This is a genomic window from Gemmatimonadales bacterium, from assembly GCA_019637315.1.
GTDB lineage: Bacteria > Gemmatimonadota > Gemmatimonadetes > Gemmatimonadales > GWC2-71-9 > SHZU01.
The window spans coordinates 30,560-44,669 of sequence record JAHBVU010000009.1 but is presented as its reverse complement, the minus strand read 5'-3'; the positions used below and the strand labels follow the sequence as shown (position 1 = coordinate 44,669).

Here is a 14,110-nt window from a genome sequence, read left to right as displayed (position 1 = left end):
GGGTTGCAAGTGGCCAATCGTTGGTTGCTCAAGACCGAACCGTCGACATACTCGTATGCGGACCTCGAACGCGAGGGGCGCGCCGTCTGGGATGGCGTGGCCAATGCGGTGGCTCTCAGGAACATGCGCGCCATGGCGGCGGGAGACCTCTGCTTCATCTATCACACGGGTGACGAGAAGCAGATCGTCGGCATCGCGAAAGTGACCAAGGCGGCCTATCCCGACCCGAAAGGGAACGATCCGCGGATGGTCGTGATCGACCTGGAACCGGTCCGGAAACTGGCTCGGCCGGTGACGCTTGCCGAGGTCAAGGCGGATCCCCGGTATGCGGACTGGGAACTGGTCCGCCAGGCCCGGCTTTCGGTCATGCCGGTCGCGGCCGAGCGGTGGGGCTGGGTCGAATCTGCCAGCAAGATCAAGGCGCCTTAGGGGCTGTGGGGCAGGGCTGAACGCCCCAAGTCGCGGGGGCGAACAAAAGCCGATACCCGTGTTATATTGGGTACCCCATGTCGAGCCCGCCGTTTGAAGTCATTGCGCCGTTCCTCCCTGCGGGCGACCAGCCGGCCGCAATCGAGGCCCTGACCAACGGGCTGCGGGCCGGGCAGAAGTATCAGACGCTGCTCGGCGTCACCGGGTCGGGCAAGACGCTGACGCTGGCGCACACGATCGCCAATTACGGCAAGCCGACGCTGGTGCTGTCGCACAACAAGACGCTGGCGGCGCAGCTGTACGGTGAGCTGAAGCAGTTCCTGCCCAACAACGCGGTCGAGTACTTCGTCTCGTACTACGACTACTACCAGCCCGAAGCCTACGTTCCGTCGAGTGATCTCTACATCGAGAAGGACGCCTCGATCAACGAGGACATCGAGTCGCTTCGGCTCCGAGCCACCTCGAGCCTGATGGAGCGGGAGGATGTCGTCATCGTCGCAACGGTGAGCGCCATCTACGGCTTGGGAGATCCGGCGACGTACCGGAGCATGATGTTCAATCTTCGGGTCGGTCAGGAGCGTGGCCGGGACGCGATTCTCTCCGACCTGGTGGCGATCCAGTATCACAGGAACGACGTCTCGTTCGAGCCTGGGGCCTTCCGAGTCCGGGGCGACACGGTCGAGATCTTCCCCGCGTATGCGGAGCAGGCGGTACGAATCGAGCTCTGGGGCGACGTGATCGAGCGGATCACCAAGATTCATCCGGTCTCCGGCAAGACGATCGCGCAGCTCGAGCATTGCGCCATCTTCCCGGCCAAGCATTTCGTGACCGAGCGCCCGGCCATCGAGCGGGCCGTCGGGCTGATTCGTGCCGAGCTGGCCGAGCGTCTGCTGGAGCTGCGGGTTGCGGGGAAGCTGCTGGAAGCGCAGCGGCTCGAGTCTCGTACCAACTTCGACATCGATATGCTGCTCGAGATCGGCACCTGTCCCGGCATCGAGAACTACTCGCGGCTGATCTCGGGGCGTCAGGCGGGGGAACGCCCGGCTTGTCTGATCGACTACTTTCCGGCCGATTTCCTGGTGGTGGTCGACGAGTCGCACGTCAGTCTGCCGCAAATCGGCGGGATGTTCAACGGCGATCGGGCCCGCAAGCAGACGCTGGTCGAGTACGGCTTCCGGCTGCCCTCCGCCCTGGACAATCGACCGCTCCATTTCGACGAGTTCATGGCGCTGGCTCCGCAGATGCTGTCGGTGTCCGCCACCCCCGGCGACCTCGAGCTGGGCTTGTCAGAGGGGCATGTCGTCGAGCAGATCATTCGACCGACCTTTCTGGTCGACCCGCGGGTCGAGATTCGTCCGGTGCGCGGGCAGGTCGACGATCTGCTGGGAGAAATCCGGGAGCGGGTTCGCCTGCGCGAGCGAGTCCTCGTGACGACGCTCACCAAGCGGATGGCCGAGGACCTTTCGGATTACCTGCAGCAGGTCGGGGTTCGGGTGCGCTATCTGCACTCCGACATCGATGCGATCGAGCGGATGGAGATTCTGCGCGGGCTTCGGCTGGGCGATTTCGACGTCCTGGTGGGCATTAATCTGTTGCGCGAAGGGCTCGACCTGCCGGAGGTGTCGCTGGTGGCCATTCTCGATGCCGACCAGGAAGGCTTTCTGCGGAGCGATCGTTCCCTGATCCAGACCGTCGGCCGGGCGGCTCGGAATCTCAACGGCCTGGGCATTCTGTACGCCGACAAAGTCACCGGCTCGATGCGGCGCGCCCTCGACGAAATGGATCGCCGCCGTGCCCGGCAGTTAGCGTATAACACCGAGCACGCGGTGACGCCTCGATCGATCACGAAGTCGTTCGACGAAGTACGGCTTTCAACATACGTGGCCGATGCGCGGACCGAGCGCCCGACCGGGAAGGACAAGCGCGACAAACCGGCTGCGCCGGACTTGCGTGACCCGGCGTCGCGTGCCAAGGCTATCCAGGCGCTCGAACATCAGATGCGGGAGGCTGCGGCCAACCTCGAGTTCGAGCTGGCGGCCCTGCTCAGGGACCAGCTCAACGAACTCCGAGCCCTCGATGCGGGCAACGTCGCTCGGCCCTCCGCCGGGTCCGCTCAGCCTCGGCGGATGGCTCGGCGGGGGCGGCGGTAGGACGATGCGGCATCTGGTGAACGAGCCGCAGCTCGCCGCGCTGGGTGAGCAGATGGGCCGGAACCTGGTGCGCCATGGCGTGGTCTGGCTCGAAGGGGAGATGGGGGCCGGCAAGACCACGATGGTGCGCAGCATCGTTCAGGGGTTGGGCGTGGTCGGCGAGGTGACCAGTCCCACCTATGGGTTGGTGCACCGGTACGACGGCCCGCTTGGTCCGGTCTACCATGTCGATTGCTACCGCCTGACGCGTGCAGAGGAAGGCCGCGACCTCGACTGGGATTCGCTGGTGCAGGGACAGGCCCTGCTGGTGGAATGGCCTGAGCGAGCTGCCGGATGGGTCCCGGACCCGACCCACCGGGTTCGGCTCGAGTATGCCGACGACCCCGACAGCCGCTGGATCTCGCTCTCATGATGGTACTTGCCGTGGATGCCGCTACGGACCGCCTGTCGGTGGCGTTGGGTCAGCCTCGGGGGCGCCAGGCGGTTCGTGCGCTGAGTGGAGCCCGCCGGCACGCCGGTGCCTTGCCCCGTTTGGTCAACGAGGTGCTCGACGAGATGGGGGCCGCCGGGCTGAGCGAGGTCGAGGCGCTTGCTGTGAGCGACGGCCCTGGCAGCTTTACCGGGCTTCGGGTTGCGACCTCCTGGGCCAAGGGTGTCTGGCAAGTGCGCAGGCTGCCGTTCTGGACGGCGTCGACGCTGCTGGTGCGTGCGGCGCGCGATGCGGCGGTTGGTACGCGGGTCGTGGGGGTCGGCTCGGCGCTTCGTGGCGAGGTGTACGCGGCCGGGTACTGGATCCTGGACGACCGGATCGAGACGCTGTTTGCGCCCACTGTGGCCAGTCCAGGGCATGGGAACCTCCAGGACCTGACGGTGGATCGTCTCGTGGGCGATCTTCCGGAGGCCGAGATGGTTGCATGGGGCGTTGCGGGTCTGGTGGTGTCTGAGGAGGACGGGAAGCCGGATGCTCGGACCTTGATCGACCTCATTGGGGTCCCGGGCGGGGCCTGGAGTATCGAGGCGCCTTCGACCTGGGAGCCGGAGTACGGGCGGCCCGCCGAGGCACAGGCAAAGTGGGAGCGAACCCATGGCCGATCGCTATCGGATTCGACGGGTCGAGCGGGCTGACCTCGAGGCCCTGGCCGGGGCAGAGCAGCGCTCGTTCTCGGACCCCTGGAGCAGGGCGGGGATTGCCGAGTTGTTTGAAAACGATACAGTGGTTGGCCACGTAGTCGTTGAGGGCGGGCCGGAAATGCGCCTTGCAGGATACGTCTTTGCGCGGGTCGTTGCGGGTGAAGCCGAGATCCTGAACATTGCGGTCGTGCCCGAACACCGGCAGGCCGGGCTCGGTCGCCGCCTGCTCGAAGAAGTCCTGGTTTCGGTGCGTTCGGGCGGTGCCCAGTCGGTGTTTCTCGAGGTCCGGGAGTCGAACGAGGCCGCCAAGCGGCTGTACGGTTCTCTCGGCTTTCGCCCGGTGGGATTTCGGGCTGATTACTATCGCAAGCCGCGTGAACACGCCCTGGTTCTTCGGCTTGATTTCGAAATGGTGTTGATTTGATACAATGTGCGTAAGTTTGGTAACAACAACAACTTGTGGCGTCGCTATCGTGGTGGCGTCCCCGGTGTTCCTGCCCTGAATCGTTAGGAGAGTTCGCCATGAGCCGCAGTCTCAACAAAGTCACCCTGATTGGGAACCTTGGTTCCGATCCTGAGGTCCGGAGCACCGCAAACGGGGGGCGGGTTGCCACGTTGTCGGTGGCCACGGGCCGCCGCTGGAAGGGGCAGAGCGGCGGGTAAGGAAAGACAGGTGGCATCGGGTGGTGCTCTGGAACAACAAGGGCTCGAACCTTGCTGACATCGCCGAGCGGTATTGTAAGGGCGACAAGGTCTACGTCGAAGGGTCCATCAGTATCGGAGCTGGCAGGACAAGGAGGGGCAGACTCGGTACACCACCGAGATCACCGCTCGCGAACTGATCCTGTTGTCCGGTCGTGGTGGTTCTGACGGCGAGTCCTTTTCCCCGGCCCGCGCGAGCGCTGCGGCTCCGGCGGCGGGCAAGAAGGAATCGTTCGATGATTTCCCGGAGGCGCTTGATGCCGAGGAAGACGACTTGCCGTTCTAAGCTGTTCGCGAGCCTGGTTCTGCTGGGCGCCGCGGCCGTTCCATTTTCGGCCGCGGTGTCCCAGGCAGCCGGCCGCCCGGCCGCGACCTACACGGTCCGGCCAGGCGATACTCTCTTCTCGATTGCCAGGCAGCTCCTGGGCGACCACCACCAGTGGAGCCGTATTTTCGAGCTGAACCGTGATGTGCTCGGCAATCCGAATCGAATCGAGCCGGGACAGGTGCTCCGCGTACCGCTCGATGGTGAGCGGGTCAGCCCTGCCGAGCCCGCCCCGGCCGTCGCGACGCCTCCGGCTCCGGAGGTCTCGTTGCCCACCCCGCAGCGCCCGGCACGCGGCGTGGTGACCTTCCCGAGTGAGCCAACTGAGGAGCAGCAGGACACGACCTTCCGGCGACGTCGGGCGGTCGACGCGACCTCGGCGCTTCGGACTTATCGGGACCAGCCGTACCGCGCCTTGCGGTCGGGTGAGTTCCATTCGGCCGGGTTCCTGACCGAAGACGCCTCGCTGCCATTTGGTGTGCTGCTTGGTACGGTCACTCCTCCCCAGATCAGCAACTTGAGCAACCGGACCTCGGCGACGCTCCACACGACGGTGGCGATTCGTGCCCCCGAAGGTGCGACCTACCGGGTTGGCGACTCGCTGCTCGTGGTCCAGCTCAATCCGGGGCCTGCCGGCTATGGTCAGATCGTCCTCCCGACGGGGATGATCCGCGTGACGGAGGTTACCGGCGCCCAGTTGATTGGGACAGTGGTCTCGGTTTATGGCCCGATTCGGAGCGAACAGCTGTTGCTGCCGGTCGAGCCCTTCACGGACGGAGGCACCAGCCGCGCGCTGCCGGTGGCCGACGGTGTGACCGGGACGGTTCTGGCCCGCCGGGAGCTGCGTGAGCTGGCACAGCCGCAGCAGTTTCTCTTCATCGATCGCGGCAGCCGGGACGGAGTGGCCCGGGGTGATCTCTTCGAGATTCGCCGTGCTCCGGAGGCGCGGGTTGCTGGCGGGGCAGGTACCATCGATGAGCTGATGGCCGTCGTTCAGGTCGTTCACGTCCGCGAGCGGTCCGCCACGGTCCGAATCGTGAACGTGATCTCACCCGATATCCCGCCGGGGACGCCGGTCAAGCAGGTCGGCAAGCTGCCGACCTGATCGCTCCACCAATCAGAGTCAAATTGAATCGCGCGGGGCCGTCCATAACGGCCCCGTTTGCTTTTATCTTGTTGTCTGTCAACGTCGATGGGCTTCGGGCGTCTCCCCTCGCCTGTGGCTCGGGACGGCTTCGGTTTACCGCAGGGTGCCGAGGCTTTGGCCTTCATTTCGAGGAGAGTGGATGCTTTTCGTCGTCCAAGGGTCCGATGTCGCTCCGGGTTCCGTGCGCGAGCTGCTTGCGATTGCGACGCCCATTACCGTGGCTGTGCTCGTCGTCATCGCGATCCTCTCGATCTACTCCTGGTTCGTGATGGGGGTCAAATGGTGGCAGTTCCGGAAGGTCCGCCGTCAGGCCGACCGGTTCTTCACGGCCATCGAGGGGGCGCCGAAGCTGCCTGATGCGTATCGAGTCGCGATGAAGCTCCCGCCCTCGCCCTTCAGCCGCCTGTTTCGCGAGGCCATGAACTTCTATGGTGAACTGGTGCCGGGGTTTACGCGAGAAGGACCTGCCGAGAAGGTGGGACTGACGCCGACCCAGCTCGACGTTTTCAAGATGATGCTGGCCAAGGAGGTCGGGGTCGAGCGGGACGTGGCGACCCGGAATGTCTCCTTCCTGGCCACGATTGGCACGGTGAGTCCCTTGCTCGGCCTGCTCGGCACGGTGCTCGGCGTGATGCACACCTTCGTGGGGCTTGGTTCGCAGGGAAGCGGCAACATGGCGGCGGTCGCTCCGGGTATTGCCGACGCCCTGATTGCCACGGCGGCCGGTATCGGCGCCGCGATTCCAGCGTTGATGGCGTACAACTTCTTTGCCAACAAGATCGCGCAGCTCGAATCGGAGCTCGAGGGCTTTGCCAACGGCCTGGTCGGCTGGATGGCTCGGGAAGGGTGGTTGTAGACGATGGCGGGTGGAATCAGTGGAGCCAGCCTCGGTCGCAAGCGCCTTGCGGTCAATACCGAGATCAACATGACGCCGCTGGTCGACGTGGCGCTCGTGCTGCTCATCATCTTCATCATTACGGCGCCGATCATGATGGGCGGGGTCGACGTCCAGTTGCCTCAGGCGTCGACGGCCCCGCTCGCGGCCAAAGACGGCGTCGTCATCACGGTCGATCGCGCCGGGCAGGTTTTCGTAGACGACATTCCGGTGTCGGCGGCCGAGCTGCAGGCCACCGTCCGGCGGCTGATGGATCAGCGCAATGCAACCGGGGTCTTTGTCCGGGGCGATCGCGCAACGCCGTATGGCAACGTGGTCCGGGTGATTGCCGCGCTGCACGAGGCGGGGATTACCTCGGCGGGGCTGGTGACCGAAGCGGAAGATATCCGACGATGATCTTTCGGCGCGCGACCGCATCTCGGGAAGGCGTCCTGGCCGGGGTCGGGGGGACGCTTACCGTGCATGCGTTGCTGGTCGCGGTGCTGCTGCTTACGTCGCGCGGGACCAGTGGACCGTCGCCGATGATCTATTCGGTGAATCTCGTTGCCGCGCCGGCACCGACGACCTCCACGGCTCGAGTGGTACCGCCGTCGGTGCCGCCGCCACCTCCGGCGCCGCCCAAGGTGTCGCCGGCGCCGTCGCCGGTGCCACAGCGCACGCCGCAGCGAACACCGCCGCCGACCGTCGATCCGAAGGCCACGCCCGCCCCTCCGACGCGAACCCAGAATCAACCGGTTCCGGGGGCCACGCCAAGCACTGGCACCGACGTGGACAACGTCAGGGTGCAGGGCGCCACATTTCCGTATCCGGACTATCTGAACCGGATCGTCAACGAGGTGTTGCGCCGTTGGGCTCGACCGGTCGGGGCGGGGGCGCTCGAGGCGGAAATCAGCTTTACCGTAATGCGGGACGGCTCGGTCCGGGATATCCGGGTGATTCGGTCGTCACGCAACTACACCTTTGATCTGGAAGCGCAGGGGGCCGTCGAACAGGCGGCCGAGGACCGGGCGTTTGGTCCGCTGCCCGCCGGGTGGGGGTCGGACATCCTGCAGGTGGCGTTTTCCTTCACGCCGAGGAGGCGGTGATGCGGGGTTGGTTGCTACTGATGATGGCCACGCTTGGAGTGAACTCGCTCCGGGCTCAGGACACCGTGCGGGTACGCGGGGTGTACGATCCAGGGACGCGGGCGGGTCTCGTCGTCCTCCCTACGGTGCCTGCGCTGGACTCGATCAGGGCAATCATTGCTCGCGATCTCGACTACAGTGACCTGTTCGATGTGATCACATTGCCGGCGGTGGGGCCGGTGACGGAACAGGTGCTCGCGACGATCAACTACCCGTTGTATCGGTCGTTGAAGGCAGGGCTCGCAGTTGAGATCATAGGCTCGAGTGGAAATGTTACAGTTCGGATCCATGACCTCTCGACCGAGACGGTTCGGCACGAAATGACCCAGCCGCTCGACGCATCGGGTATCGGCGAAGCGCGCATGGCGGTCCACCGGGTTTCCGACGACATCGTCCAGGTTACCACGGGCAAGACCGGCATAGCCGCGACGCGGATCCTGTTCGTCAACAACGCGGACAGACGGATCTATCGAATCGATAGTGATGGCTACGGGCTCGCGCCGATGACCCCGGCCAATGTGCTCGCCATTTCGCCGGCCTGGTCACCGGACGGGAGTCGGTTTGCGTATACCCAGCTTGGCGGCGAGGGCCCGGGAACGCTGATCCTGCAGTCGACCTCGACTGGTACCCGGGTGGTGGTGCCGACGACGACCTCCGGCCAGAACATCACGCCGTCCTTCTCGGCGGATGGTCGCCGCCTGGTCTTCTCGAGGATGACCGAGCAGGCTGCGAATCTCTACACGGTCAACGTGGCGGATCTCTGCTGCGCGGAACGAATTACGGCGGTTCGGTTTGCAGAAAACCTCTCGCCTGTCTATTCTCCCGACGGTCGGCGGGTCGCGTTCGTTTCCAATCGAGCCGGGTCGCCTCAGATATACGGCATGGCGTCGGATGGTACGAACCAGGAGCTGCTGGTTCCGTTCGACTACGGTTCTGGCGGAAGTTTTGCGCCGGACTGGTCTGCCGATGGGACGACGATCGTGTTCCATCGTGAGTTTCAGGGAGCTCCCCAGCTCATGACGTATCATCTGGGGAGTCGTCAGTTGAAGCAGCAGACGTCGTCTGGTCGGAACGAAGATCCGAGTTTCGCGCCTGATGGCCGTCATGTCGTCTTTATCTCCAACCGGACCGGGCGGGGGCAGCTTCATGTCCTCGATCTGGAAACGGCGCGGGTCCGGCAGATTATGACCCCAGGCGTTGCCCGGTTGCCGTCGTGGTCGCACTCGCTTGGTCGCGGGCGCTGACCAGTTTCACCATCACCACCACCATTTACTCCGAGGGTACACCTCATGCGAATTCGGACTTTCGCTCTGGCGCTCGGTGTCATTGTCCTGGCCTCCTGCAAGAAGAAGGAGCCCGAGGTCATTCCGACACCGACGCCACCGCCCGCGAGCCCGGCCCCGGCTCCAGCGCCACCACCGCCACCACCGGCTACCAACGGTGATGCGGCCGCTGCAGCCGAGCACGCGGAGGTGACGCGGCTGCTCCAGCAGGCGATCTACTTCGATCTCGATCAGTTCGAGATTCGTGCTCAGGATCGGCCGGTGCTCGATCAGAAGGCGGCGATTCTTCAGGCCAATCCGTCGCTGCGGATCCGGATTGCCGGACACGCCGACGAGCGCGGTTCTGACGAGTACAACATGGTGCTGGGCACTCGCCGCGCCACGGCGGCCAAGCGCTATCTCGAGACGCGCGGCATCGATGGCAGCCGGATCGAGATCATCTCCTACGGCGAGGAGCGGCCGGCAAACCCGGCCTCGAACGAGGCCGCCTGGGCCCAGAACCGTCGCGATGAGTTCGAAATCATCAGCGGTGGCGCCCGGCTGGTGAGACCGCGGTGATGAGACTGTTGCTGGTGGCCCTCGCGGCCGGCCTGACTGCGGGGTGCGCCACCAAAGGCTCAGTGCGCCAGGTCGAGACGCAGGTGCTGGTGCTCCGGTCAGAAACGGCGCGCCAGGATTCGGTGCGGGCTGCAGAACTGGCGCGCATCATTCGTCTCCAGCAACAGGCCATCGACTCGCTCAGCGCGTCGCGTCAGGCCCTCCGGGTGCTGGAAGCCAGGGTAGGCAGTGACCTGACCGACGTTCAACGTCAGTTGCTTCAGATTCAGGAGCTGTCGGGCCAGAGTCAGCGACAGTTGTCGGTGCTCAAGGCCCAGCTGGATGCGCGTGCTGAATTGCAGACGATGCCGCCGGCGGATTCTGCCCGTCCGACCGATCCGGCGGCTCCGCCGCCGGCGGCATCGGCCGAACAGATGTATGTCGGCGCGCTTCAGCAGTATCAGCGGGGAAGCCCCGGCGTTGCGCGCCGGGCCTTCCTCGAGTTCCTGCAGCAGTACCCGACCCATCCCAATGTGCCGGATGCTATGTATTGGGTGGCGGAGTCGTTCGAGGTCGAGTTGCCTGACACGGCCATCGCGCGGTTTCAGGAGCTTCATGCGAAGTTCCCGCAGTCTCGGCGCGCACCGACCGCGCTGTACAAGATTGGCTACGTGCTCGAGACAGTTAAGAAATCGCCGGCCCAGGCTCGGGCGGCGTACCAGCGGCTGGTGACCGAGTATCCTCGTTCGGAAGATGCCGACCTGGCCAGGGCGCGACTCGAGAGCCTCAAACCCTAGGTCCGGGTTGGTTGGATGGCGCGGTCCAGTGGAGAAATGCCGTTCCTCGACCATCTCGAGGAACTCCGATCGCGATTGCTCAAGGCGGTTGTCGCCCTGGTCGTCGCGATCGGTATAGGCATATGGCTGGTCGACCACTTCCAGATCGTCGATATCCTGCAGCAGCCGATTCTGCCGCTGCTCGAAGGCCGTCATCTCGTCATTCAGAGCCCCACCGAGCAGTTCATGATCCTGCTCAAGCTCGGCTTCATCGTCGGGCTGGTGCTGGCATCGCCGGTCATCATCTGGCAGATCTGGGCCTTCCTGTCGCCCGCGCTCTACGCTCGTGAGAAGAAGGCCATCGTTCCCGCCCTCTTCATCGGCGTGCTGCTGTTCATCACCGGCGCTACCCTGAGCTTCATCTATATCGTTCCCCAGGCCCTGCGCGTGCTGCTGGGCATGGGCCCCGGCACCTTCGAAATGCTGATCACCTGGCGATCCTACTTCGCCTTTGTGATGCAGGTCACGCTGGCGATGGGACTCTCGGCTGAGTTGCCGCTGCTGATCATCATGCTGGCGGTCATGGGGGTGGTCACGCCGCAGATGCTGGGTCGGTTTCGGCGCTTTGCCATCGTGCTGTCCTTTGCCGGCGGGGCCATCCTGTCGCCAGGTGGTGACGTCTTCTCGATGGTGCTGATGACCGCGCCGCTGATCGTGCTGTACGAAGTCGGCTACTTCGGCGCCTGGATCGTTCACAAACGGCGGACCCGGGCAGCCGCGGCCGCGGCGTCGGCCCTGCTGATCCTCTGGCTGCTCCTGCCAGCTCCGCTCGCGGCGCAGCAACCGCCGCCGCCCCCGCCGCGCCAGGCCCAGGATACCACCCGGCCGCAGGCTGCTGATTCGGCCAGCGCCAGGCGGCTGGGACTGCCGACCGCGCCAAAGCGCTCGTTTCCGGCTGCTGATTCGCTGCTGCTCGATCTCCAGGACCTGGAGGGGTACGAGATCACCCGGTATCGGGCGGACACGGCGCAGGTCAGCCCGCGCGACAAGGCCGTCCAACTGGGCGGCAACGCGATGACCGAGCGGACCGATGCCGTGCTCGAGGCCGACCGGATCTTCTATCGCGAGGGAGACTGCCGGTTCGAAGCGCAGGGCGAACCGCGTCTCTTTCAGCAGGGCACCGTGGTGGTAGGCCGGACGGTACTCTACAACACCTGTGTCGAGCGCGGACTGGTGCAGGACGGGCGCACCAGTTTTCCGCAACAGGGCGCCAACTGGATTGTCAGCGGCAATATCGCCATGGACTCGACTGCCAAGCGGGTCTTTGCCAGCGCGCGGGAAATTACCAGCTGCGATCTGCCCGATTCCCACTACCATTTCCGATCCAAGGAGCTTCGCTGGGTCGGCGGTGGGACCATGGTGGCGCGCCCGGCGGTGCTGTACATCCGGGACGTGCCGATTGCCTGGGTGCCTTTTCTCTTTCAGGACACCAAGCGCGGCCGCCGCTCCGGGATCCTGATTCCCGAACTCGGCTTCAACGACATCGTGCGTCCGAGTCGCAACTACAACCGCACGGTCAAGAATCTCGGCTACTACTGGGCAGCAAGCGAAAAGGTCGACGTCCTGGCCCGCTTCGACTGGTACTCGAATCGCTACATCGAGTTCGGGATGGAGGGGCAGTATCGCTGGATCGATCAGTTCATGCGGGGCGCCGTGAGCTTTTCACGCGCGCAGGAAATTGGCGGCTCGACCAATACGCGAGTGGTCTGGAACCATAACCAGACCTTCAACGTGACGACCAAGCTCAACGTCAGTCTCGACTACTCGACCAATTCGTCGATCATCCGGCGGAACTCGATCGATCCGCGGCTGACGACGCAGCAGATTCGCAGCTCGGCCAACCTGAATCGCCAGTTCAGCTGGGGCAACATGGCGGTCGGTGGCACCCGCACCCAGAATGTCACGGATGGCAGCGGTCGAATGACGGCTCCATCGCTGACGCTTTCACCCAAGCCGATCGACTTCGGCTCGGCGGTGACCTGGTCGCCCGACATCAACTTCACCAACGATCTTGCCTTCAAGCAGCCGTTGCCCTCGGTCCTGGTGCCTCGCGGTCCGGGCGGCATCGTCGATACGCTGGCAGTCACGGGCGGGAGCCGGCTCAGCCGTTTCAGCATGAACACGCCGCTTCGGATCAGCGGCTTTCAGTGGACCAACAGCGTCAGCCTGGTCGACGCCGATTCGACCGGCCTTCGCGAGGAGTTCGTCACCCTGCCGAATGAAAGCACCGAAGATCCGACGGATTCAGTCACGATCCGGCGCGTCCGCTCGGGCGGCTATGGCAGCGAGTTCGACTGGAATACCGGCATCAACCTGCCCATTCTCTTCCGGACCTCCTGGAAGATCACGCCCTCGGTGGGCATCACCAACACGACGGCGCAGGCGCCGTTTGCGGTGCGTAACTCACGCACCGGCGGAGAGTACATCCGGCAAGGCAAGCGCTTTCAGTTCGGGTTGTCCGCCGCGCCGACGTTTTACGGCTTCTTTCCGGGAGTCGGACCGCTGGATCGGATCCGCCACACGGTGTCGCCGTCGATCAGCTACAGCTACAGCCCGGCCGCCGAGATTCCGATCGAGTTTGCGCGGGCCATTACGCCGGTCGGGCAGCCGCTGGTGCTGCGCAGTATTCCGACCCAGTCGATCAGTCTGACGCTGAATCAGAACTTCGAGGGCAAGACCAAACGGCCCGCAGGCGACACGACCGATGCGCGGGTCCGCAAGATACGCTTGCTGAGCATCAGTACCAGCGGCCTTGCCTACGACCTCGAGAAAGCCAAGCTGCCGGGCCGGACCGGGTGGTCGTCGCCCACGCTGAGCAATTCGATTCTGAGCGACCTGGTGCCGGGCCTCAATCTGTCGATGACGCATGATCTCTTTGCCGGCGCGTTCGATCCTGCGACGGGGCGGGTCGGGGCCTTCGACAGCAGCACCGCGCGTTTCAGTCCCTATCTGTCGGGTGTGACGGCCAGCTTTTCGCTGACCGAAGGCACCTTCCGGTCGATCGGTCGCTTGCTGGGCCTGGTCTCGGACGACGACGATCCGCCGACTCGGCAGGGGCAACCGACCGTGCCGGGAGCGCCAACGGCACCCGGCCAGCTTGGTCAGCAGCAGTTCGGGATGATGGATGACATGCGGCGTGGCACCGCCTTCACCAGCAACCAGAACTTCGTTCGGGGTCAGCGCGGCTTCAACTCCAGCGTCAACTACACTTTGAGCCGAACCAGGCCCATTCCAGGGGTGGCGCAGCCGCCGAGCCGGAGCAACCTGTCGCTCAACACGAGTTTTGCGCCGACCCAGTTCTGGCAGGTCAGCTGGAACACCCAGTACGACGTTACCAATCGGACCTTCGAGGCCCAGCAGGTCAATCTCACCCGCGATCTCCACGATTGGCGGGCCACCTTCTCGTTCCTCCGGTCACCCAACGGCAACTTCTCCTTTTCGTTCCTGATTACCCTGATCGACCTGCCGGACCTCAAGTTCGACTACCGCCAAAGCTCGATTCAGCCCTGAGCGAGGGGCAGGGCGGAGGCTGGCTGGTGGTCAAGTCCGGC

The 14,110-nt window shown here is 64.6% G+C and carries 13 protein-coding genes and 1 pseudogene; all 14 read left to right on the top strand.

Annotated elements, in window-relative coordinates:
* The first annotated feature begins 9 nt into the window (after window positions 1–9).
* The 14 genes and pseudogenes from KF785_10180 (at window position 10) to tatC (ending at window position 14,069) form a co-directional block, all read left to right on the top strand.
* Window positions 10–429 carry an EVE domain-containing protein gene (locus KF785_10180; protein MBX3147123.1) on the top strand — a complete coding sequence of 140 codons (420 nt, stop codon included), beginning with the start codon at window positions 10–12 and terminating at the stop codon, window positions 427–429.
* 77 nt (window positions 430–506) lie between these two features.
* A complete protein-coding gene (uvrB, locus tag KF785_10175; protein MBX3147122.1) occupies window positions 507–2,579 on the top strand; it encodes an excinuclease ABC subunit UvrB in 2,073 nt (690 codons plus the stop codon).
* A gap of 4 nt (window positions 2,580–2,583) precedes the next feature.
* Window positions 2,584–2,991 carry a tRNA (adenosine(37)-N6)-threonylcarbamoyltransferase complex ATPase subunit type 1 TsaE gene (tsaE, locus tag KF785_10170; GenBank protein ID MBX3147121.1) on the top strand — a complete coding sequence of 136 codons (408 nt, stop codon included), beginning with the start codon at window positions 2,584–2,586 and terminating at the stop codon, window positions 2,989–2,991.
* Window positions 2,988–3,704 (top strand): tRNA (adenosine(37)-N6)-threonylcarbamoyltransferase complex dimerization subunit type 1 TsaB, encoded by a 717-nt coding sequence (gene tsaB, locus KF785_10165; protein ID MBX3147120.1) that lies wholly within the window; start codon window positions 2,988–2,990, stop codon window positions 3,702–3,704. The genes tsaE and tsaB overlap by 4 nt, the downstream gene beginning before the upstream one ends.
* The gene (gene rimI, locus KF785_10160; GenBank protein ID MBX3147119.1) at window positions 3,664–4,134 is read left to right on the top strand and encodes a ribosomal protein S18-alanine N-acetyltransferase; all 471 of its coding nucleotides are present in this window, start codon (window positions 3,664–3,666) and stop codon (window positions 4,132–4,134) included. The genes tsaB and rimI overlap by 41 nt, the downstream gene beginning before the upstream one ends.
* A gap of 98 nt (window positions 4,135–4,232) precedes the next feature.
* Window positions 4,233–4,698 (top strand): annotated as a pseudogene (gene ssb / locus KF785_10155) (single-stranded DNA-binding protein).
* On the top strand, window positions 4,670–5,842 hold the full coding sequence (locus KF785_10150) for a LysM peptidoglycan-binding domain-containing protein (GenBank protein ID MBX3147118.1): 1,173 nt from the start codon (window positions 4,670–4,672) through the stop codon (window positions 5,840–5,842). Before ssb ends, KF785_10150 begins: the two are co-directional and overlap by 29 nt.
* A 181-nt stretch (window positions 5,843–6,023) precedes the next feature.
* Window positions 6,024–6,740: a MotA/TolQ/ExbB proton channel family protein gene (locus KF785_10145; protein MBX3147117.1), complete on the top strand. Its 717-nt coding sequence runs from the start codon at window positions 6,024–6,026 to the stop codon at window positions 6,738–6,740.
* A gap of 3 nt (window positions 6,741–6,743) precedes the next feature.
* Window positions 6,744–7,175 (top strand): ExbD/TolR family protein, encoded by a 432-nt coding sequence (locus KF785_10140; GenBank protein ID MBX3147116.1) that lies wholly within the window; start codon window positions 6,744–6,746, stop codon window positions 7,173–7,175.
* Window positions 7,172–7,864 carry a TonB C-terminal domain-containing protein gene (locus KF785_10135; protein MBX3147115.1) on the top strand — a complete coding sequence of 231 codons (693 nt, stop codon included), beginning with the start codon at window positions 7,172–7,174 and terminating at the stop codon, window positions 7,862–7,864. The genes KF785_10140 and KF785_10135 overlap by 4 nt, the downstream gene beginning before the upstream one ends.
* Window positions 7,864–9,147, top strand: coding sequence for a PD40 domain-containing protein (locus tag KF785_10130; protein MBX3147114.1), 1,284 nt, complete (start codon window positions 7,864–7,866; stop codon window positions 9,145–9,147). The genes KF785_10135 and KF785_10130 overlap by 1 nt, the downstream gene beginning before the upstream one ends.
* Before the next feature lie 45 nt (window positions 9,148–9,192).
* Window positions 9,193–9,744, top strand: a complete 552-nt coding sequence (pal, locus tag KF785_10125) for a peptidoglycan-associated lipoprotein Pal (protein ID MBX3147113.1) — start codon at window positions 9,193–9,195, stop codon at window positions 9,742–9,744.
* On the top strand, window positions 9,744–10,520 hold the full coding sequence (locus KF785_10120; GenBank protein ID MBX3147112.1) for a tetratricopeptide repeat protein: 777 nt from the start codon (window positions 9,744–9,746) through the stop codon (window positions 10,518–10,520). The genes pal and KF785_10120 overlap by 1 nt, the downstream gene beginning before the upstream one ends.
* A 15-nt stretch (window positions 10,521–10,535) precedes the next feature.
* Window positions 10,536–14,069, top strand: coding sequence for a twin-arginine translocase subunit TatC (tatC, locus tag KF785_10115; protein ID MBX3147111.1), 3,534 nt, complete (start codon window positions 10,536–10,538; stop codon window positions 14,067–14,069).
* Window positions 14,070–14,110: the final 41 nt, after the last annotated feature.